At 69.0% G+C, this 18,696-nt stretch carries 21 protein-coding genes; 13 read left to right on the top strand and 8 right to left on the bottom strand.

The genetic code is table 11. The features are described 5' to 3' along the window. Positions 1 to 128: 128 nt before the first annotated feature. The 4 genes from yegS (at position 129) to GGR71_RS18075 (ending at position 4,842) form a co-directional block, all read left to right on the top strand. Positions 129 to 1,067 carry a lipid kinase YegS gene (yegS, locus tag GGR71_RS18060; RefSeq protein ID WP_160958063.1) on the top strand — a complete coding sequence of 313 codons (939 nt, stop codon included), beginning with the start codon at positions 129 to 131 and terminating at the stop codon, positions 1,065 to 1,067. A gap of 428 nt (positions 1,068 to 1,495) precedes the next feature. Further along, a complete protein-coding gene (trpE, locus tag GGR71_RS18065; RefSeq protein ID WP_160958060.1) occupies positions 1,496 to 2,971 on the top strand; it encodes an anthranilate synthase component I in 1,476 nt (491 codons plus the stop codon). Next, entirely contained in the window at positions 2,968 to 4,041 is a 1,074-nt protein-coding gene (locus GGR71_RS18070) for an aminotransferase class I/II-fold pyridoxal phosphate-dependent enzyme (RefSeq protein WP_160958058.1), read from the top strand. Before trpE ends, GGR71_RS18070 begins: the two co-directional genes overlap by 4 nt. A gap of 27 nt (positions 4,042 to 4,068) precedes the next feature. Next, complete coding sequence (locus GGR71_RS18075; protein WP_456362639.1) at positions 4,069 to 4,842, top strand: SIMPL domain-containing protein; 774 nt, start codon at positions 4,069 to 4,071, stop codon at positions 4,840 to 4,842. A gap of 96 nt (positions 4,843 to 4,938) precedes the next feature. Here the strand turns inward: GGR71_RS18075 and GGR71_RS18080 are convergent, their stop codons facing one another. The 3 genes from GGR71_RS18080 to GGR71_RS18090 are packed head-to-tail and all read right to left on the bottom strand — an operon-like array spanning position 4,939 to position 6,720. Then, positions 4,939 to 5,721, bottom strand: a complete 783-nt coding sequence (locus tag GGR71_RS18080; protein WP_184452186.1) for an alpha/beta fold hydrolase — start codon at positions 5,719 to 5,721, stop codon at positions 4,939 to 4,941. Positions 5,722 to 5,741: 20 nt separating this feature from the next. Then, complete coding sequence (locus GGR71_RS18085; protein ID WP_160958053.1) at positions 5,742 to 6,065, bottom strand: YciI family protein; 324 nt, start codon at positions 6,063 to 6,065, stop codon at positions 5,742 to 5,744. Between the two features lie 28 nt (positions 6,066 to 6,093). After that, entirely contained in the window at positions 6,094 to 6,720 is a 627-nt protein-coding gene (locus tag GGR71_RS18090) for an FMN-dependent NADH-azoreductase (protein WP_160958051.1), read from the bottom strand. A 135-nt stretch (positions 6,721 to 6,855) separates the two neighbouring features. On the opposite strand from GGR71_RS18090, the gene GGR71_RS18095 reads away from it, so the two are divergent. The 6 genes from GGR71_RS18095 (at position 6,856) to GGR71_RS18120 (ending at position 12,542) form a co-directional block, all read left to right on the top strand. Then, the gene (locus GGR71_RS18095; RefSeq protein ID WP_160958049.1) at positions 6,856 to 7,761 is read left to right on the top strand and encodes a LysR substrate-binding domain-containing protein; all 906 of its coding nucleotides are present in this window, start codon (positions 6,856 to 6,858) and stop codon (positions 7,759 to 7,761) included. Positions 7,762 to 8,458: 697 nt separating this feature from the next. Then, positions 8,459 to 9,040, top strand: coding sequence for an anthranilate synthase component II (locus GGR71_RS18100; protein WP_019799299.1), 582 nt, complete (start codon positions 8,459 to 8,461; stop codon positions 9,038 to 9,040). A gap of 55 nt (positions 9,041 to 9,095) precedes the next feature. After that, positions 9,096 to 9,734 (top strand): flavin reductase family protein, encoded by a 639-nt coding sequence (locus GGR71_RS18105; protein WP_160958047.1) that lies wholly within the window; start codon positions 9,096 to 9,098, stop codon positions 9,732 to 9,734. 53 nt (positions 9,735 to 9,787) lie between these two features. Continuing rightward, positions 9,788 to 10,846, top strand: coding sequence for an anthranilate phosphoribosyltransferase (gene trpD / locus GGR71_RS18110; RefSeq protein ID WP_160958044.1), 1,059 nt, complete (start codon positions 9,788 to 9,790; stop codon positions 10,844 to 10,846). 164 nt (positions 10,847 to 11,010) lie between these two features. Then, positions 11,011 to 11,808, top strand: coding sequence for an indole-3-glycerol phosphate synthase TrpC (trpC, locus tag GGR71_RS18115; RefSeq protein WP_010341411.1), 798 nt, complete (start codon positions 11,011 to 11,013; stop codon positions 11,806 to 11,808). After that, entirely contained in the window at positions 11,805 to 12,542 is a 738-nt protein-coding gene (locus GGR71_RS18120; RefSeq protein WP_160958041.1) for a haloacid dehalogenase-like hydrolase, read from the top strand. Before trpC ends, GGR71_RS18120 begins: the two co-directional genes overlap by 4 nt. 92 nt (positions 12,543 to 12,634) lie before the next feature. Here the strand turns inward: GGR71_RS18120 and GGR71_RS18125 are convergent, their stop codons facing one another. The 3 genes from GGR71_RS18125 to crp form a co-directional block, all read right to left on the bottom strand. Continuing rightward, the gene (locus GGR71_RS18125; RefSeq protein ID WP_160958039.1) at positions 12,635 to 13,651 is read right to left on the bottom strand and encodes a glycoside hydrolase family 5 protein; all 1,017 of its coding nucleotides are present in this window, start codon (positions 13,649 to 13,651) and stop codon (positions 12,635 to 12,637) included. 195 nt (positions 13,652 to 13,846) lie between these two features. Continuing rightward, positions 13,847 to 14,605, bottom strand: a complete 759-nt coding sequence (locus tag GGR71_RS18130; protein WP_048489301.1) for a sulfite exporter TauE/SafE family protein — start codon at positions 14,603 to 14,605, stop codon at positions 13,847 to 13,849. A 27-nt stretch (positions 14,606 to 14,632) separates the two neighbouring features. Further along, on the bottom strand, positions 14,633 to 15,322 hold the full coding sequence (gene crp / locus GGR71_RS18135) for a cAMP-activated global transcriptional regulator CRP (RefSeq protein WP_010341415.1): 690 nt from the start codon (positions 15,320 to 15,322) through the stop codon (positions 14,633 to 14,635). A 143-nt stretch (positions 15,323 to 15,465) separates the two neighbouring features. On the opposite strand from crp, the gene speD reads away from it, so the two are divergent. Together speD and GGR71_RS18145 are read left to right on the top strand one after the other, a co-directional pair. Further along, positions 15,466 to 16,260: an adenosylmethionine decarboxylase gene (speD, locus tag GGR71_RS18140; RefSeq protein WP_017910332.1), complete on the top strand. Its 795-nt coding sequence runs from the start codon at positions 15,466 to 15,468 to the stop codon at positions 16,258 to 16,260. Positions 16,261 to 16,378: 118 nt separating this feature from the next. Then, on the top strand, positions 16,379 to 16,696 hold the full coding sequence (locus GGR71_RS18145; RefSeq protein ID WP_160958037.1) for a DMT family transporter: 318 nt from the start codon (positions 16,379 to 16,381) through the stop codon (positions 16,694 to 16,696). Between the two features lie 19 nt (positions 16,697 to 16,715). On the opposite strand, the gene GGR71_RS18150 is transcribed toward GGR71_RS18145, so the two are convergent. Next, positions 16,716 to 17,225, bottom strand: a complete 510-nt coding sequence (locus GGR71_RS18150; RefSeq protein WP_237474264.1) for a hypothetical protein — start codon at positions 17,223 to 17,225, stop codon at positions 16,716 to 16,718. 183 nt (positions 17,226 to 17,408) lie between these two features. Continuing rightward, positions 17,409 to 18,053, bottom strand: a complete 645-nt coding sequence (coq7, locus tag GGR71_RS18155; RefSeq protein ID WP_160958034.1) for a 2-polyprenyl-3-methyl-6-methoxy-1,4-benzoquinone monooxygenase — start codon at positions 18,051 to 18,053, stop codon at positions 17,409 to 17,411. Between the two features lie 214 nt (positions 18,054 to 18,267). On the opposite strand from coq7, the gene rplM reads away from it, so the two are divergent. After that, on the top strand, positions 18,268 to 18,696 hold the full coding sequence (rplM, locus tag GGR71_RS18160; RefSeq protein ID WP_010341420.1) for a 50S ribosomal protein L13: 429 nt from the start codon (positions 18,268 to 18,270) through the stop codon (positions 18,694 to 18,696).

Below are 18,696 nucleotides of genomic sequence, written 5' to 3' on the forward strand. Positions count from 1 at the left end.
TCTTCCTTGCTATGGCCTCCCATGTTCCGGACGCTCGGTGACGCGCGTATGACAACGCACGCGCCTGGATTCACGCATCGCCCATGCCGCGCCGGCTAGCGTGGCCGCTTCACCCTGGGATGGTTCGCATGGCCGCAGCGCATTGGCGTCTGATCCTCAACGGCAAATCGGCCGGCGACGAGGCGTTGCGCGAGGCGGTCATGGCCATGCGCGCGCGCGGCGTGGCGCTGCAGGTGCGGGTGACCTGGGAGCAGGGCGATGCCGAACGCTACGTGGCCGAGGCGGTGGCCGACGGCGCGGCCTGCATCGTCGCCGCTGGCGGCGACGGCACCCTGAGCGAGGTCGCCACGGCGCTGGCGCATCGCCAGGAACCGGCTGCGGCGCTGCCGGCCCTGGGCCTGGTGGCGCTGGGCACGGCCAACGATTTCGCCACCGCGACCGGCATTCCGTTGCCGCCGCTGGAGGCACTGGAGCTGATCGCACGCACGCCGGCGCTGCCGATCGACCTGTTGCGCATCGAAGCCGAGCACGGCCCGCACTGGTGCGCCAACGTCGCCAGCGGCGGCTTCGGCACCCAGGTCACGGTGGAGACCGACGAAGGCCTGAAGAAGATGCTCGGTGGGCTGGCCTACCTGGTCACCGGCATGAGCCGGCTGGGCCGGATCGACCCGATCCGCGCGCGCTTCGAGGGGCCGGACTTTGCCTGGGAAGGCGATTTCATCGCGCTCGGCCTGGGCAACGGCCGCCAGGCCGGTGGCGGCCAGGTGTTGTGCCCGGACGCGCTGCTCGACGACGGCCTGCTCGACCTGACCCTGGTGCCGGAGCTGACCGGCGAGGTCGCCGCGACCCTGGGCACCCTGGTCACCGCCGGCAAGCAGGCCGCGCTGGAGCGGGTGGCGGTGCGCACATGCCTGCCGTGGCTGCGGATCGAGGCGGCGCAGCCGTTGACCTTGAACCTGGACGGCGAGCCGGAAACCTCGCGCCACTTCCGCATCGACTGCGTGCCCGGTCGCCTGCGCATGCACCTGCCGCCGGCGTCGCCGTTGCTGCAGGCGCGCCGAGGCTAGTGGGCCGCAGCGCACGCCATCCATCTGCGCTCGTGTTGCTCGCGTGTTGCTCTCGTAGGAGCGGCTTCAGCCGCGACGCCCGTCGCGGCTGAAGCCGCTCCTACGACAGGCGGCGTTACGATGATCGGGTCGATCGTGGATGCGCACGCGATGACCAGAGCGCACACCTTTGACTCCACACGGCGCACTGGGCAAGTGCGCCCATGTGGGAGGGACTTCAGCCCCGACGCGACACCCTCGCCGACCGCTTCTACACCGCGATCGATCGGTCGCGCCTGCAACCGTTGCCAGTCGCCGCAGTTGCGGTAAAGTAGCCGCCGTGCCCAGCCTGACGACCCCGCTTTCCCTCACTTCCGCTCGCCGTGCGTGGCGATGGTGGCCTGCAGCCGTCGTCCGCCCTGTCACCGAGTCCCGGAAGGAAAGCCGTCTTGATTACCCGCGAGCAGTTCCAGCGCTACGCCGCTGAAGGTCATACCCGCATCCCCGTCGTCCGCGAAGTGCTGTCCGACCTGGACACGCCGCTGTCGGTCTATCTCAAGCTCGCCGACGCCCCGCACACCTACCTGTTCGAATCGGTCGAAGGTGGCGAGCGCTTCGGGCGTTACTCGATCATCGGCCTGCCGGTGCGCCGCGTGTACACCTTCCGCGGGCATACCCTGGACGTGCGCGACCATGGCGAACTGGTCGAGCGCCGCGAGGTCGCCGATCCCTTCGCCGAGGTCGAGGCGCTGCGCGCGCAGCATGTGGTGCCCAAGCTGGCGGGCGTGCCCGGCTTCACCGGCGGCCTGGTCGGCTGGTTCGGTTTCGAATGCATCGGCTACATCGAGCCGCGCCTGGCCGGCGCCGTCGCCCGCGACGAGCTGGACACGCCGGACATCCTGCTGATGCTGTCCGAGGAAGTGGCGGTCTTCGACAACCTCAAGGGCCGCCTGTACCTGATCGTGCATGCCGACCCGACCGAGGCCGAGGCCTGGGAACGTGCGCAGGCGCGCCTGGATGCGCTCACCACCACCTTGCGTCAGCCGGGCGCCGGCTACCCCGCGCCGCTGGCGCGCGACGTGCTGGACGAGAGCGATTTCGTCTCCGGCTTCACCCGCGAAGGCTTCATCGCCGCGGTGGAGACATCCAAGGACTACATCCGCGCCGGCGACATCTTTCAGGTGGTGCTGAGCCAGCGCCTGAGCGTGCCGTTCACCGCGCGCCCGGTGGACGTGTACCGCGCGCTGCGCGCGCTGAATCCGTCGCCGTACATGTATTTCCTCGACGTCGGCGACACCCAGGTGGTCGGCTCCTCGCCCGAGATCCTGGTGCGGCTGGAGAACGGCCAGGTCACCGTACGCCCGATCGCCGGCACCCGGCCGCGCGGCAAGACCCCGGAAGAGGACCAGGCGCTGGAGGCGGAACTGCTGGCCGATCCGAAGGAGCGCGCCGAGCACCTGATGCTGATCGACCTGGGCCGCAACGATGCGGGCCGGGTCTCGCAGGCCGGCAGCGTCGCGGTCGGCGAGCGCTTCGTGATCGAGCGCTACAGCCACGTCATGCACATCGTCAGCGAAGTCACCGGCACCTTGCTGCCCGGCCTCAGCTACGCCGACGTGCTGCGCGCCACTTTCCCTGCCGGCACCGTCAGCGGCGCGCCGAAGATCCGCGCGCTGGAAGTCATCCGCGAGCTGGAGCCGATCAAGCGCAACGTCTACGCCGGCAGCATCGGCTACCTGGGCTGGCACGGCGACGCCGATACCGCCATCGCCATCCGCACCGCGGTGATCAAGCATGGCCGCCTGCACGTGCAGGCCGGCGCCGGCATCGTCTACGACTCCGACCCGCAGGCCGAATGGGACGAGACGATGAACAAGGGCCGCGCGCTGTTCCGTGCGGTCGCCGAAGCGGCGAAGGGGCTGTGAGCGGCGCCGCATCGCCGCGGATCGGCTTCCGCAACGACTACAGCGAAGGCGCGCATCCGCGCCTGCTCGCCGCACTGGCCGCGGCCAGCGACGAGCAGAACGCCGGCTATGGCCTGGACCGGCACAGCGCGCGCGCCGCGCAGCTGATCCGCGCCGAGATCGGCTGCGCCGACGCCGACGTGCACCTGCTGGTCGGCGGCACCCAGACCAACCTCACCGCCATTGCCGCGTTCCTGCGCCCGCACCAGGCGGTGATCGCCGCGGCCTGCGGCCACATCGCCACCCACGAGACCGGCGCGATCGAGGCCACCGGGCACAAGGTGCTCACCGTGGACGCGGCCGACGGCCGGCTCACGCCGGAGCGGATCGCGCCGCTGCTGGCCGAGCATGGCAACGAGCACATGGTGCAGCCGCGGCTGGTCTACGTGTCCAACACCACCGAAGTCGGCACGCTGTACCGCAGGCACGAACTGCAGGCGCTGCGCGCGTTCTGCGACGCGCACGGCCTGCTGCTGTTCCTGGACGGCGCGCGCATCGGCAGCGCGCTCACCGCCGAGGGCAACGACCTGACGCTGGCCGACGTCGCCGCGCTGACCGATGCGTTCTACATCGGCGGTACCAAGAACGGCGCCTTGCTCGGCGAGGCGCTGGTGATCGTTGCCCCGGCCTTGAAAGCGGATTTTCGCTACCTGCTCAAGCAGCGCGGCGCGCTGCTGGCCAAGGGCATGGTGCTGGGCACGCAGTTCGCCGCGCTGTTCGAGGACGGGCTGTTCTACCAGCTGGCCGCGCACGCCAACCGCATGGCCGCGCGGCTGCGCGCCGGGCTGGCCGCGGCGGGTGCGCAATTCGCCTCGGACTCGCCGACCAACCAGCTGTTCGTGATCCTGCCCGCCGCCGCGGTCGAGACCCTGGCGCAGCGCTACGACTTCGAGCGCTGGCAGGCACTGGGCGATGGCCGCTGGGTGATCCGCTTCGTGACCTCATGGGCGACGCAGGATGCGGCGGTCGATGCGTTGATCGCGGATTTCGCGGCGCTGATCCAGTCGGGCGCGCCGCGTGCGGCCGGCTGATATTCCACCGAGGAGAGGACGATGAACATCCGCACGCTTGTTGCCTGGGCCTTTGCCGCGGTGCTGGCCTCGCCGCTCGTCGTCAGCGCACAGGTCAACAGCCTGCCGTCGCAGCCGCATTTGTTGGTGAAGGGTGAGGCGCAGCGCGAGGTGATTCCTGATCGCTTCAATATCAAATTGACGTTGGAAGCGGTCGATGTTGCGCCGGAAGCGGCACGTGCGCGGGTGCAGGAGGATGCGGCGAGTGTCCTGTCCGCCTTCAAGCAGCACCATGCCCTGAGCAACAGCGTACAGGCGTCCACCTTGTCGATCGCGCCGGAACGGCGCTATGAGAATGACCGTCAGGTGTTCAAGGGGACCAAGGTGCAACGCACATTGTCTGCCGACTTTTCCACGCTCGACGATGTGCGCCAGTTCCTGGCCGGGTTGAAGACCAGCCAGTCTCTGCAGGTCTCCGCGATCACTCCCGCCTACACCAAGGAAGCGGAGGTGCGCGCTGAACTCAAGCGCCAGGCGGTTGAGCAGACGCGTGTCTCGGCACAAGAGTTGGCACGCGCCTACGGGGTGTCGCTGGGCGGTCTGTACACGATTTCCACGGTCGCCCCCAACTTTGCCTACGGAATTCAGGCAGGGACATGGCAAGGAGGGCGAAGCCAGGTTGGCGACGGCTACGGATACAGCCTGGACGCCATCCAGGTGACGGGCAATCGCGCGGCCGCGGCGCCGTTGGCCGAATCCCTCGAAGCCGGCACCCTCACCCTTTCCGAAAACGTCTATGCGGTCTTCCTGATCGCGCAATGAGTCTGGTGCCGCGCGACGTGCGGCAGACACCAGCGTGGTGCCTCGGCTAATCCGCCCGACGCGCCGCGCGGTGGCGCCCAGGCATGGGCCAGCCGCTCATCGTGCTGCGTCGCGCGCCGCGTGGTCGATGAAATCGGCGACCACCTGTGGGTGCGACACCGGCGACAGATGGCTGGACGCCACGTGCCGGACCTGCGCGCCGATGTCGTGCGCCAGTTGCCGCTGGATCGTCGGCGGCAGTGCGTGATCGTTGTCGGTGACCAGATACCAGCTGGGCTTGCTGTGCCATGCCGCATGCGAAATCCTGTCGGCGAAGGCGCGCGCGGCCATGGGCTGTTGCGTGGCGGCGAGCACGCGCACCTTGTCCATCGGCACATCGCCGGCCATGACGGTTCGAAAGGCCGTCGGCGCGTCGAGCCACACCAATCCGTCCGCATCGGGCGTCAGGCCGTCCATGGGCGCGTGCAGTCGGGTCAGCAGGTCGGCGACCGACTCGTTGCTGTCGGGCACGAGGGCGGAAAGATAGACCAGGCCGCGGACGTTGTCGGCATTGCCGGCTTCGGTGATGACCGCGCCCGCCCAGGAGTGCCCGACGAGCAGGACCGGCCCCTCCTGACGCGCCAGCACGCGGCGGGTCGCGGCGACGTCGTCGGCCAGCGAGGTCAGCGGGTTCTGCACGGCCGTCACGTGGTAGCCCTTGCGCTGCAGTCGCCGCACGACCTCTCCCCAACTCGATCCGTCGACGAATGCACCGTGCACCAGCACGATGTTCGGCACGGCAGCGCGGAGCGTCTCGGCCCGGCTCGACTGCGGAAACGCACTGGCGGCGAGTACGCCGGCGACCGCAAGGCCTGCAAGAAGCTTGATGGTGAATGCCATGGAATTCCTTTGCCGTGTGCTCAGGCGGGCTGGACGCAGACCACGGCAGCGGCGCTTGCCCAGCGCGCGGCCAGTGCGTCGGCGCGGATCGCCGGCTCGAAGCCCTGCACCGACACCGCGACCAGGCCTTGGGTCACGAACGGGTCGTCCGCCATCATGGTGTCGAGCTCGGAGCGGCTCGTGCATGACGCCAGCACGATCCCCCCGGATTTGTCCGCATTGGGTCCTGCCGCCAGGATGCGGCCTGCCTGGATGTGGTGCGCCAGCCAGTGCCGATGTGCATCGAGATGCGCCTGGATGTCCTCGGGCGGGCGGATGTAGGTCAACGCGACGATGTAGAGCATGCGGATTCCTCGAGCAGGTGTGGGGTGGTCAGTGCAGGGCGATCTGGCGCGCGACGTCGGTCGCGGCACTGCGGGCGGCGGACATGGCCTGTGTGGCCAGCACATCGCCTTTCGACAGGGGTTCGGCACGGACGACATGCACATCGGTGATGCCCATGAAGCCCAGCGTGGCCTTGAGATAGGGCTCCTGGAAGTCCAGTGGCGCGAGCGGACCGCTGGTGTAGACGCCGCCGCGCGTGGTCACGATCACCACGTGCTTGCCAGTGGCCAGGCCTACCGGACCGTCCGGCGTGTAGCGGAAGGTCCGGCCGGGCTGCACGATCCGGTCGATCCACGCTTTCAGTTGCGTGGCGACCGAGAAGTTGTACATCGGCGCGCCGATGACCACGACGTCGCTGGCCAGGAATTCGGCAACGAGCGTTTCGGATCGCGCATGCTCGGCGGCCACGCTTGCTGTGTCCGCCTGTGCGGTCAAGGGGCGAAATCCAGCCGCGATGGGGCCGTCCAGATGCGAAATCGCCTCCGCGACGAGATCGCGGTAGCGGATCTGTGCCGCGGGCGCGTGTGCCAGCAACTGGGTCACGACCAATGCCGTCAGCGCTCGGGACGCGGACGCATCGCCGAGGATGCTCGAATCGAGGTGGAGGATGTGCATGGTGTTCTGTCCGCTGTTGGGGGAGTGGAGCTGCGCGCGGGTCGGCGCCGGCTCGGCGATGCGCAGGATGGCCGTCGGGCCGCTGGGCGTCCAAGACGGAATATGGGAAAGTTGAGACCCAAAAGGACACACCCCATGCTCGATCTGCGCCAGCTTCGGTACTTCGTTGCGGTGGCCGAAACCGAGAACGTCGGTCGCGCGGCCGAACAGCTGTACATCTCGCAGTCCCCGCTGAGCAGGCAGATCAAGCAGCTGGAGGAGCAGTTGGGTGTGCTGTTGTTCGAGCGCAGCAAGCAGCGCATCCGGCTCACCCAGGAGGGGCGCGATCTGCTCGGCGAAGTGCGGACGCTGATGGCCAACGCCAATCGGGTCGAGACCTTCGCGCGGCGTCTCGGCGCTGGCAGCGCCGGGCGCCTGGCGATCGGCTATGTGGAGGGCGCGATGTATGCGAACGTGGTCAGCCCGAGCGTGCGCGCGTTCCGGATCGCCAGCCCGTCCGTGCTGCTGTCGCTGCAGGGACTGGGCACCGCGGTGCAGTTCGACTACCTGCGCCGACACATGCTCGACGTCGGACTCGCCTACAGGCTGCCGGAGCGTGATGCCGGCCTGAGCGGCGCCCTGGTGCTCGACGAGCCGTTGACGCTGGCACTGCCGAAGGGGCATCCGTTGTCCCGCTCGCGCAGCATCAAGCCAGCGCAGCTCGACGGGCAGACCTGGATCGCGGTGACGCGCCAGCCGGTGGACACGATCCGCTCGGCCTTGCTCGCCGCCTGCCAGGATGCCGGTTTCACGCCGGACATCGCCTACGAGACCTCGGATCCGCTGGCCTCGCTGTACCTGGTGAGTGCCGGACTCGGCGTGGCGCTGGTCCAGTCCGCATTGAAGGAGCGCGCGCCGGCCGGCATCGTGTTCCGCGATCTGGCGTGGCTGAAACTGCGGGTGAGGCTCTATCTGGTCTGGCGCAGCGACGACGCGCGTCCGATCGTCGCCACGTTCCGCGAGGCGGTCGCCACCTTTGCCGGACATCCGCTGGACGTTTGAGCGCAGCGCCTGCGGCGACCGGCGGATCGGAAGGTCGACCGGTCCGCCGTGCCGTCACGGAGCGCGGCAACGGGCCGCTGGCGCGGCGTGCTCGCCGTCGCCGGAGCGGCGCCGCAGCGTGTTCGCGTGCTCCGTTGCCCGGGCGACGCGACCGGCGCGGCGCGCAATCGACAGTGCCGAACGCGGGCATTACACTCGGAACCGGCCCGTCGCCGCTGCCTGCAGCGGTGGCCGGACCCTCCATCGATCAAGTGGCCGAGTGCATGACCCGCAACATCCCGTTCAACGTGGTGCACTGGTGGCGCTTCTCCTAGAAGCGGCGCACCCCTGCGGTCCATGACTGCACGTTCGCCGCCGTGACCGGTGGCGGCTCCCCTCGGCTCCCGGCATGGCGGCTCCCAGCGAAGGAGAGTTGTCTTGTCCCCCAATCGATCCACGACGCCCATGCCTGCCGTGCGCCACGGCGCCTGTCCGCTCGCCCGCGTCCGTGGAGCCGGCGCCTCCCTCCACGGCTCGGCGGCATGCATGCATGCGCGGTCAGCCGCTTCCCGTGCTGTCGTTGCGGGTTCTGCGCAGCCACGATGGCGGGCGCGGACGATGCGATGCGGTTGCACCGCACCTAGCCATCGTGTCAGTTCCGCACGCGGATCGGCGCTCTCTCCCCAAGACATGCAATTTAAATCAATAGGTTAAGTCGATGACCGTCCTGATGCTGGATAACTACGACAGCTTCACCTACAACCTCGTGCAGTACCTGCAGGCGCTCGGCGCCGAGGTCAAGGTGGTGCGCAACGACGCGCTCAGCGTGGACGAGATCGAGCGCCTGGCGCCCGAGCGCATCGTCATCTCGCCGGGGCCGTGCACGCCGAACGAGGCCGGGGTGTCGCTGCAACTGATCGAGCGGCTGGGCCAGCGCACGCCGATCCTGGGCGTGTGCCTGGGCCACCAGAGCATCGGCCAGGTCTACGGCGGGCAGGTGGTGCGCGCCGGCACCATCATGCACGGCAAGACCTCGCGCATCCGCCACGAAGGCCGCGGCGTGTTCGCTGGCCTGCCGGACCGCTACGAGGCCACCCGCTACCACTCGCTGGTGGTGGAGAAGACCACGCTGCCCGACTGTCTGGAAGTCACGGCCTGGACCGAACACGACGACGGCACGGTGGAGGAGATCATGGGTCTGCGCCATCGCCAGTTCCCGGTCGAGGGCGTGCAGTTCCATCCCGAGTCCATCCTCACCGAGCATGGCCACGCCTTGTTGAAGAACTTCCTGGAGCGCTGAGCGCGCTGCGGCGCGACCACCGCCGCGCCTTCCGTCACTGCCGGACCCTGCTCTGATGCACGATCGCAACGACGCTTTCCATTTCTACGAACCGGCCAACGGCCACGGCCTGCCGCACGATCCGTTCAATGCCATCGTCGGGCCGCGGCCGATCGGCTGGATCGGCTCGCGCAGTGCCGACGGCGTCGCCAACCTGGCGCCCTACAGCTTCTTCAACGCCTTCAACTACGTCCCGCCGATCGTCGGCTTCGCCAGCATCGGCTGGAAGGACAGCGTGCGCAACATCGAGGCCACGGGCGAGTTCACCTGGAACCTGGCCACGCGGCCGCTGGCCGAGGCGATGAACGCCAGTTCCGCGGCGGTGGCGCCGGAGGTGGATGAGTTCGCGCTGGCCGGCCTCGCCGCCGCGCCGTCGCGCCTGATCGGGGTGCCGCGGGTAGCCGCCAGCCCGGTCAGCTTCGAATGCCGGCTCAGCCAGCTGCTGCCGCTGCAAAGCGCGCGTGGCGAGCCGATCGAGACCTGGCTGGTGCTGGGCGAGGTGGTTGGCGTGCACATCGCCGAGCACGCGCTGCAGGACGGGATCTACGACCCGGCCGCGGTCGCCACCCTGCTGCGCGCCGGCGGCCCGGCCGACTACTTCGAGGTGCTGGCGCAAGGGCGCCTGCGCATGCCGCGGCCGACGCAGGCGCGCTGACCGCATTCGTTGCGGTGCTTCCCATCTTCCAGCCTACGAGCAGATCCTCCCCCATGACCATCACCCCCCAGCAAGCCCTCCAGCGCACCATCGAGCACCGCGAGATCTTCCACGACGAGATGGTCGGGCTGATGCGGCAGATCATGCGCGGGGAGGTGTCGCCGATGATGACCGCGGCCATCCTCACCGGCTTGCGGGTCAAGAAGGAAACGGTCGGCGAGATCGCCGGCGCGGCGGTGGTGATGCGCGAGTTCTCGCGCACCGTGCCGGTCGCCGACCGCACCCACATGGTCGATATCGTCGGCACCGGCGGCGACGGCTCGCACACCTTCAACATCTCCACCTGCGCGATGTTCGTGGCCGCCGCGGCCGGCGCCAAGGTCGCCAAGCACGGCAACCGCAGCGTCTCCTCCAAGTCCGGCAGCGCCGACGCGCTGGAAGCGCTGGGCGCGGCGATCGAGCTGCAGCCCGAACAGGTGGCGCAGGCGCTGGCGGCCACCGGCATCGGCTTCATGTACGCGCCGGTGCATCACCCGGCGATGAAGGTGGTGGCGCCGGTGCGGCGCGAGATGGGCGTGCGCACCATCTTCAACATCCTCGGCCCGCTGACCAATCCGGCCGGTGCGCCGAACATCCTGATGGGCGTGTTCCACCCCGACCTGGTCGGCATCCAGGCGCGCGTGCTGCAGGAACTGGGCGCCGAGCGCGCGCTGGTGGTGTGGGGCCGCGACGACATGGACGAGCTCTCGCTCGGCGCCGGCACCCTGGTCGGCGAACTGCGCGACGGCCAGGTGCGCGAGTACGAGGTGCACCCGGAGGATTTCGGCATCGCCATGTCGGCCAGCCGCAACCTCAAGGTCGCCGACGCCGCCGAATCGATGGCGATGCTGCGCGCCGTGCTCGACAACGTGCCCGGCCCGGCCCTGGACATCGTCGCCTTCAACGCCGGCGCGGCACTGTACGTGGCCGGCCTGGCCGAGGACATCGGCGCCGGCATCGCCCTGGCGCGCGCGGCCATCGCCGATGGGCGCGCGCGGACGAAGTTGGAGGCGTATGTGGCGTGTACGCAGGGTCTGGTCGGGGCCCGGGACCCGGGACCCGGGACCCGGTAGGAGCGCAGTTCGCCGATCTGCGGCGATTCGCGTCCGGCCATCCAGTCGTCAGTTGCAACACGTGCACGGCGGCCTAGGCTGTTGCGGGTCCCGGGTCCCGGGTCCCGATCCCTTCTTTACCCCGCATCGCCGATAATCCAGCCATCCCCCAGGATCCCAACCGCATGAGCAGCGACATTCTCCGCACCATCCTCGCCCGCAAGGCCGACGAGATCGCCGAGCGCAGCGCGCGCGTGCCGCTGGCCGAGCTGGTCGCCCGCGCCGAGGCCATGCCGCCCACCCGCGGCTTCGCCCGCGCGCTGCAGGCCGCCATCGCCAACGGCGATCCGGCGGTGATCGCCGAGGTCAAGAAGGCCAGCCCGTCCAAGGGCGTGATCCGCCCGGACTTCCATCCGGCCGACATCGCGGTCAGCTACGAGTTCGGCGGCGCCGCCTGCCTGTCGGTGCTGACCGACGAGGACTTCTTCCAGGGCCACGACCGCTATCTGCAGCAGGCGCGCGATGCCTGCACGCTGCCGGTGCTGCGCAAGGATTTCACCATCGATCCGTACCAGGTGTACGAGGCGCGCACGCTCGGCGCCGACTGCATCCTGCTGATCGTGGCCGCGCTGGACGACCTGCAACTGGCCGAGCTGTCGTCGCTTGCCCTGCAACTGGGCATGGACGTGCTGGTGGAAGTGCACGACATCGACGAACTGGAGCGCGCGCTGCAGGTGCCGGCGCCGCTGATCGGCATCAACAACCGCAACCTGCGCACCTTCGAGGTGTCGCTGCAGACCACCTTGTCGATGCAGAACGCGGTGCCGCGCGATCGCCTGCTGGTCACCGAAAGCGGCATCCTCGGCCCGGACGACGTGGCGCTGATGCGCGGCGCCGGCGTGCACGCGTTCCTCGTCGGCGAGGCGTTCATGCGCGCCGAGGAGCCGGGCGAGGCGCTGCGCCAGCTGTTCTTCGCCGCATGAGCGGGCAGAGCCCGAGTCCGCACCCGCTGCCGCGCGCCGATGCGCCGCTGGTGGTGTTCGATTTCGACCACACCCTGTACGACGGCGATTCCGGCAGCCATCTGTTCGCCTGGCTGATCAAGCGCAATCCGCTGCGCCTGGCCGCTGCGGTGCTGGCCACGCCGTTGCTGGGGCCGCTGGTGGCGATGCTGCCGACCCGGCGCACCGGCATCTCCGGCTACGTCTGGATCGCCAGTTTCGGCCTGCGCCGCGCGCGCGAGTTCAACCGCATCATCGACCAGTACGTGCTGCAGCATCAGGCGCAGATCCGCCAGCGGTTGCTGCCGCAGGCGCTGGACGTGTTCGCCCGGCACCGTGCCGCCGGCGACCGCGTGGTGGTCGCCACCGGCGCGCCACCGGAACTGGCACGCGCCATCCTCGGCTTCGTCGCGCACCAGGACGTGCCGGTGGTCGGCAGCCTGATCGGCCCGCGCCTGGGCGCGGTCACCGCCACGCGCCACTGCCACAACGAGGAAAAGATGCGCATGCTGCGCGAACTGGGCTACGGCGAGATCGCCATGGCCTATTCCGACAGCACCGCCGACCTGCCGCTGCTGCAGGCCGCGGCCGCGCCGGTGGTGGTCAATCCCAAGCACGGCGCGGTGGCGGTGTTTCGCCGGCTGCTGCCCTCCGGCACGCCCATCCTCAACTGGGGCTGCCGCGACCGCGCCGGCGAGGCCGTCGGCTCCGAGTAAGTCACGGCGCTGCGGCGCATTCGGGACGCGGTGTCTACCCGCGCCTCGTCAGCGCCGTTCGCGCCGATGCCGCCGCGCCCGCCCTGCGGCGATCAGCCGCCGAATTTGGCGTAGGTGCCGTCGCTGCCGACCAGCGCATGGTGCAGCGGCGCGACCCACTGGCCGCGGTCGATGTCGTAGGCGCCGAAGCTGCCCTCGAATTCCCAGTACGCCCAGGCGAAATGCCGTTTCTCCGCGGCGTTGACCACGGCCACCGTCCAAGCCAGGCGATTGGCGGGCGGCGCCTGCTCGTAGGCGCCGAACTCGCCCAGCAGCACCTGCCGGTGGTGCGCCTTGGCCCAGGCCGCGATGCGGTCGAATTCTCCATATAGCTTGGTGCGGTCGGCCGCGCTGCCCCAGGCCACGCCGGTGTGGTCGCGGATGTCCGCAGGGGCCCACGGCGCGCCCTGGTGGGTGAAGCGGAACGGGTTGTAGTAGTGCACGGTGACCAGCAGGTGGGTGTCGTCGTCGGGCAGGCGCAGGCTGTCGAGCGCGGTGAAGGAATTGCTGTTGCCCGGGCCCACCACCACCGTGCGGGTCGGGTTGTCGCGGCGGATGATCTGCAGCGCATCACGCAGCAGGTCGTTCCACACCGCGCTGGTCATCTGGCCGTTGGGCTCGTTGAGGATCTCGAACAGCACCGATGGCGGCGCGTGGCGATAGCGCGGGGCGATCTGGCTCCAGAACGCCAGCAGCTTGGTCCGGCACACTGCCGCATCGGCGGCGCAGGGGTGGAAATCGTGTTCGTCCAGGATCACGTTCAGGCCCGCCGCGGTGGCCTGGTCGACCACCGTGTCCAGCGTCTTCAGCCAGGTCGGGTCGAGCCGGTTGGCCGCGTCCATGTGCGCGAAGGCCTGCAGGTTGACCCGCACCGTACGGAAGCCGCCGTCGCGGATCGTGCGGTACAGCGGCGGGCGGAAGCGCGCCTTCGCCGGGTCGTTCCACAGCGGGTCGTAGCCGAGGATGTTGACCCCCCGCCCGAGCCGGGCGAAGGCGTCGTCGGCCCGTGCGTGTGGCGCCGGCAGCGCCAGACACAGCAAGGCCAGCAGGAGCGGGATGGCACGGTGCATGGCGGTCTCGCGGGGCAGGGGGCGGGCGAGACGCGTGCCATCGGCGCTGCAGCGTCCCGGCCGCGATCATCGCGCCAGCGGCCGCAGGAAAGGCGAACGCGACCTGACCGCAGATCAGTCCACCAGAGCAGATGCCTCAGGCGCGCAGAACGCCGCCGTTGCGAATCTCCAATCCCGACTCCCCAATCCCGCGCGTCAGCCCACCCACCGAAACAGCGCCCCACCCACCTGATACAGGCTGATGCCCAGCACCAGCAGGCCGACCGCCACCAGCACCCAGCGCTCGCGCACGCGCTTGACCAGCAGCGCCGCCAGTGGCGCTGCGAGCATGCCGCCGACCAATAGGCCGAGCACGATGTCCAGGTGCTGCACGCCCATGGTCAGCAAGAAGGTCAGCGAGATCGACAGCGTCACCAGGAACTCGGCGGCGTTGACCGTGCCGATGGTGGTGCGGGCCTGGCCGCCGTGGGCGAGCAGGGTCGAGGTCGCCACCGGTCCCCAGCCGCCACCGCCACTGGCGTCCAGCAGGCCGGCGACGAAGCCCAGCAGCGGCACCCGCCGCACCTCGCGGCGCGGCAGCGCACGGCCGGCCGCACGCAGCAGGATCAACACCGCCAGGGCCAGCAGGTACAGATAGACGAAGGGGCGGATCAGCTCGCCCGGCAGCTGCGTCAGCACGTAGGCACCGGCGACGCCGCCGACCATGCCCGGCAGCGCCAGGCGCAGGAACAACCGCTTTTCGACATTGCCCAAGGCCAGGTGCGACAGCCCGGAGGCACCGGTGGTGAACACCTCGGCGCTGTGCACGCTGGCGCTGACCACCGCCGGCGGCAGGCCCAGGCTCAGCAACACCGACGAGGACACCAGGCCGAAGGCCATGCCCAGCGCACCGTCCACCAGCTGCGCGGCCAGGCCGACCAGCACGAACCAGTAGAAGGTCTCGCTCAGCACCATCGCGCCGGGCCTAGCGACCCATGGCGGTCAGCGCGCGCCGTATAGCACCACGGTCTTGCCGCGGGCGTGCAGGATGCCGTCGACCTGCAGCTTCTTCAGCACCCGGCCGGCCATCTCGCGCGAGCAGCCGACCAGCCGCGCCAACTCCTGCCGCGACACGCGCAACTGCATGCCCTGCGGGTGGCTCATCGCCTCCGGCTCCTGGGCCAGATCGTGCAGGGTGCGCACGATGCGGTCGGTGACGTCCAGGAACGCCAGGCGGCTGGCCTTGCGCGAGGTGTCCAGCAGGCGCTTGGACAGCTGCACGCCGATCGCGTACAGCACCCGCGGCGCGTCGGACGACAGCGAGCCCAGGAACAGCTGGTGCAGGCGCTCGTAGCTGATCTCGGCCAGCTCGCACGGGGTGCGGGTGCGCAGGATCACCTCGCGCTGGTCGGACTCGATGAACAGGCCCATCTCGCCGACGAACTCGCCGCTGCCGAAATAGCCCAGCACCAACTCGCGGTCGTCATCTTCTTCGGCGATGATGCTGACCGAGCCGCTGACGACATAGTAGAGGGTGCCGGCCGGATCGCCTGGCCTGAACACGTCCGTCCGCGCCGGGTAGCGGCGACGGTGGCTGTGGGCCAGGAAGCGGTCGATGGTGGCGGTGTCCAACGTCAGAGGACTTGGAGCGATGCGCACAGGTGCTGCAGTGGATGTGTTTCCGGGGCTCATGGCGGCTTCGCTACGGCGTAATTCCTGAAGCTTAACGGGACGCGTTCGCGGCGGCAAACAAGAGACGGACGCCACGTTTCGCAGCCGGGCCATTTGGCTCATAATTGATTGTCTTTCCCCCCCACTTCCAGAGGATCCACGCCGTGGTCAAGCCGTTGCCTCGCCTGAGGCTGCAAGGTTTCAACAACCTCACCAAGGCGTTGAGCTTCAACATCTACGACGTCTGCTACGCGATCTCCGAAGAGGAGCGCCAGCGCTACATCGAGTACATCGACGAGCAGTACGACGCCGATCGCCTGACCCAGATCCTCACCGATGTGGCCGAGATCATCGGCGCCAACATCCTCAACATCGCGCGCCAGGATTACGATCCGCAGGGCGCCTCGGTGACGATCCTGATCTCCGAAGAGCCGGTCATTGACAAGAAGGCCGCTGGCAAGGAGATCATCTCCGACGCCGTGGTCGCGCACATGGACAAGAGCCACATCACCGTCCATACCTACCCGGAAACCCATCCGCAGCACGGCATCGCCACGTTCCGCGCCGACATCGATGTCGCCACCTGCGGCGTCATTTCGCCGCTGAAGGCCCTCAATTACCTGATCGAGAGCCTGGAATCGGACATCGTGATCATGGACTACCGCGTGCGTGGCTTCACCCGCGACGTGAAGGGCAAGAAGCACTACATCGACCACAAGATCAACTCGATCCAGAACTTCCTGGCCAAGAACGTCAAGTCGCGCTACGAGATGTTCGACGTCAACGTCTACCAGGAGAACATCTTCCACACCAAGATGCACCTGAAGGACTTCGACCTGGACCAGTACCTGTTCGAGGAAAAGGCCAAGAACCTCTCGTTCAAGGAGCGCATGCGCATCGAGGCGCTGCTCAAGCGCGAGATCGAGGAGCTGTTCCACGGGCGCAACCTGTCCGAGTAAGCAGTCTCCACACCGGCGGGACGGCCCGCCCGCAGCCTGCGCTGCGACCCCTGCCGACGGCGGCCCGATGTGCAGACATCGGGCCGTTTTCATTTGGATTTGTCTACGGAGAAAGACAATGCCCTGGATCTACCTGTTGCTCGCCGGCCTGTTCGAGATCGGTTTCGCCCTCGGCCTCAAGTACAGCGAAGGCTTCACCCGGCTGTGGCCGACCCTGGGGACCATCGCCGGCGCAGGCATCAGTCTGTGGCTGCTGACCCAGGCGCTCAAGCACATCCCGCTGGGCACCGCCTATGCGATCTGGACCGGGATCGGTGCGCTGGGCACGGCCGTGCTCGGTGTCGTCCTGTTCGGCGACAGCGCCTCGCCGGCGCGGCTGGCCTGCATCGGCCTGATCGTGGTCGGGGTGATCGGGCTGAAACTGGTCGCGCACTGAGCGCGGCGCGCACGGGAACTCAGGCAGCGGCGATGCGGCGCCGGGTCAGCACCCGGCCGATCAGCAGCCGGTGCGCCACCACCGCCAGCAGGGCGGCGATCGACAGCGCGATCATCGCGCGGGTGAACACGCTGCCGAGGTTGCCGGCGTGCTGCAACTGGTCCAGGCGCCCGAAGCGCGAAGGGTCGGCGTTGGCGTAGGCGATCTCGACGGTGGCGCCGTCCAGCAACAGCGGCGCGGCTTCGGCGCCGCTGGCTTCGAAGGCGCCGCTGTGCAGGCGGCCCCTGCTCTCGAACACGTAATGGAAGCGGTAGCGCACCAGTGGCTCGGTCTGCACGCCGAAGGCGCCGTCGGCGATCACCGGCACGGTGGCGACCGAATGGTCGCGCAGGATCGCGCTGGCCTGGCGGTAGTCGCCGAGCAGGTGATGCAGCAGGGCGCCGCCGCCGAGCGCGAACAGGGTCGCGAACAGCAGGCGCGACAACCAGCGGGTTCGGGGCGATGGCAGGTGGAGCGAAGATACGGGCATGGCAGTCGGCAGGCGGAGCGCACGCGGGCGCGGCTCGGCACGGGTACATCGGTGGCTGCGGCACATGGCGGTGCCGCAGCTGGAACGGCGTGCGCCGACGTGGAATCAGTCAGCGTTCGTTCACTTTACTCCGATCCGGCCGGCAATGCCAGTCGGGGTGGTGCCGGCCCGACCGGCGGGCGGCTACAGCCGATAGGCGACGGCCTTCATTAGCCGCGACGCTGCGGCCATGACCGTGGGAATTGGCGGGGGCAGGCGCCGCGCGCCGGCCTGTTCGGCGTGCTCGGCATGGCGGGCCTCGTCGGCCTTCATCACCTTCAGCACATCGCGGCTGCGCAGGTCCGCTGGCGGCAGGGTCTGCAGGTGTTCGTCCAGATGCGCTTCGACCTGGCGCTCGGTCTCGACCACGAAGCCCAGGTTCCAGCCGTCGCCGCGCAGCCCGGCCAGGGTGCCGATCGTGTAGCTGCCGGCGTACCACAGCGGATTGAACAGGCTGGGGCGGCTGTCCAGTTCGCGCAGCCGCGCCGCGCACCAGGCCAGATGGTCGGTTTCTTCCTGCGCCGCCTCCAGCAGGTGCGCACGTGTGGCCGGGTCCCGCGCGACCGCGGCCTGGCCGAAGTACAGGCCCTGCGCGCAGACCTCGCCGACATGGTTGATGCGCATCAGGCCGGCGGCATGGCGGCGCTCGTCCGGCGCCAGCACCACATCGGCGGTGGCCGCGGCAGGGTAGGGACGCTGCGCCGGCGGGTCGCCGAACACGGTCTCCAGCGCGCGCTGGGCCTCGACCAGGGCGCGATCGAGCGGGGAATGCTGGCGACTGGCCGTCATGGGGAAAGCCCGGAAGCGGTGGGGACCCCGATTTTCGCCGCCGGCCGGCGCACTGCCAAGCGCACGGCCCGTCCCGTGTCCGCCCACCAGGGTGGACTTGCGCAGGGCGACCGGGCCGCGTAGAATTTCGCCTCTTGCGTTTTTGCAATTCACAACGCGTGGCAAAGTTCCGGCCGTTCACCGCAGGAATCCGCCCGACCAACCGAGTCTGATCATGAGCACCTTCACTGCTAAGTCCGAGACCGTCCAGCGCGACTGGTATCTCGTCGACGCCGCCGGCAAAACGCTGGGCCGGCTTTCCACCGAACTGGCCCGCCGCCTGCGCGGCAAGCACAAGCCGGTCTACACCCCGCACGTCGATACCGGCGATTACCTGGTGGTGATCAACGCCGAGAAGATCGTCGTCACCGGCAACAAGCTCAAGGACAAGAAGTACCACCGCTTCACCGGCTACATCGGCAACCTGAAGACCGAGAGCCTGGAGCAGGCGCTGGAGCGCCACCCGGAGCGCGTGATCGAAATCGCGGTCAAGGGCATGCTGCCCAAGGGCCCGCTGGGCCGCGCGATGTACCGCAAGCTCAAGGTCTATTCCGGTGCGGAGCATCCGCACGCCGCTCAGCAGCCGCAGGTTCTGGATATCTAA

This window comes from Xanthomonas sp. F1, from assembly GCF_014199855.1.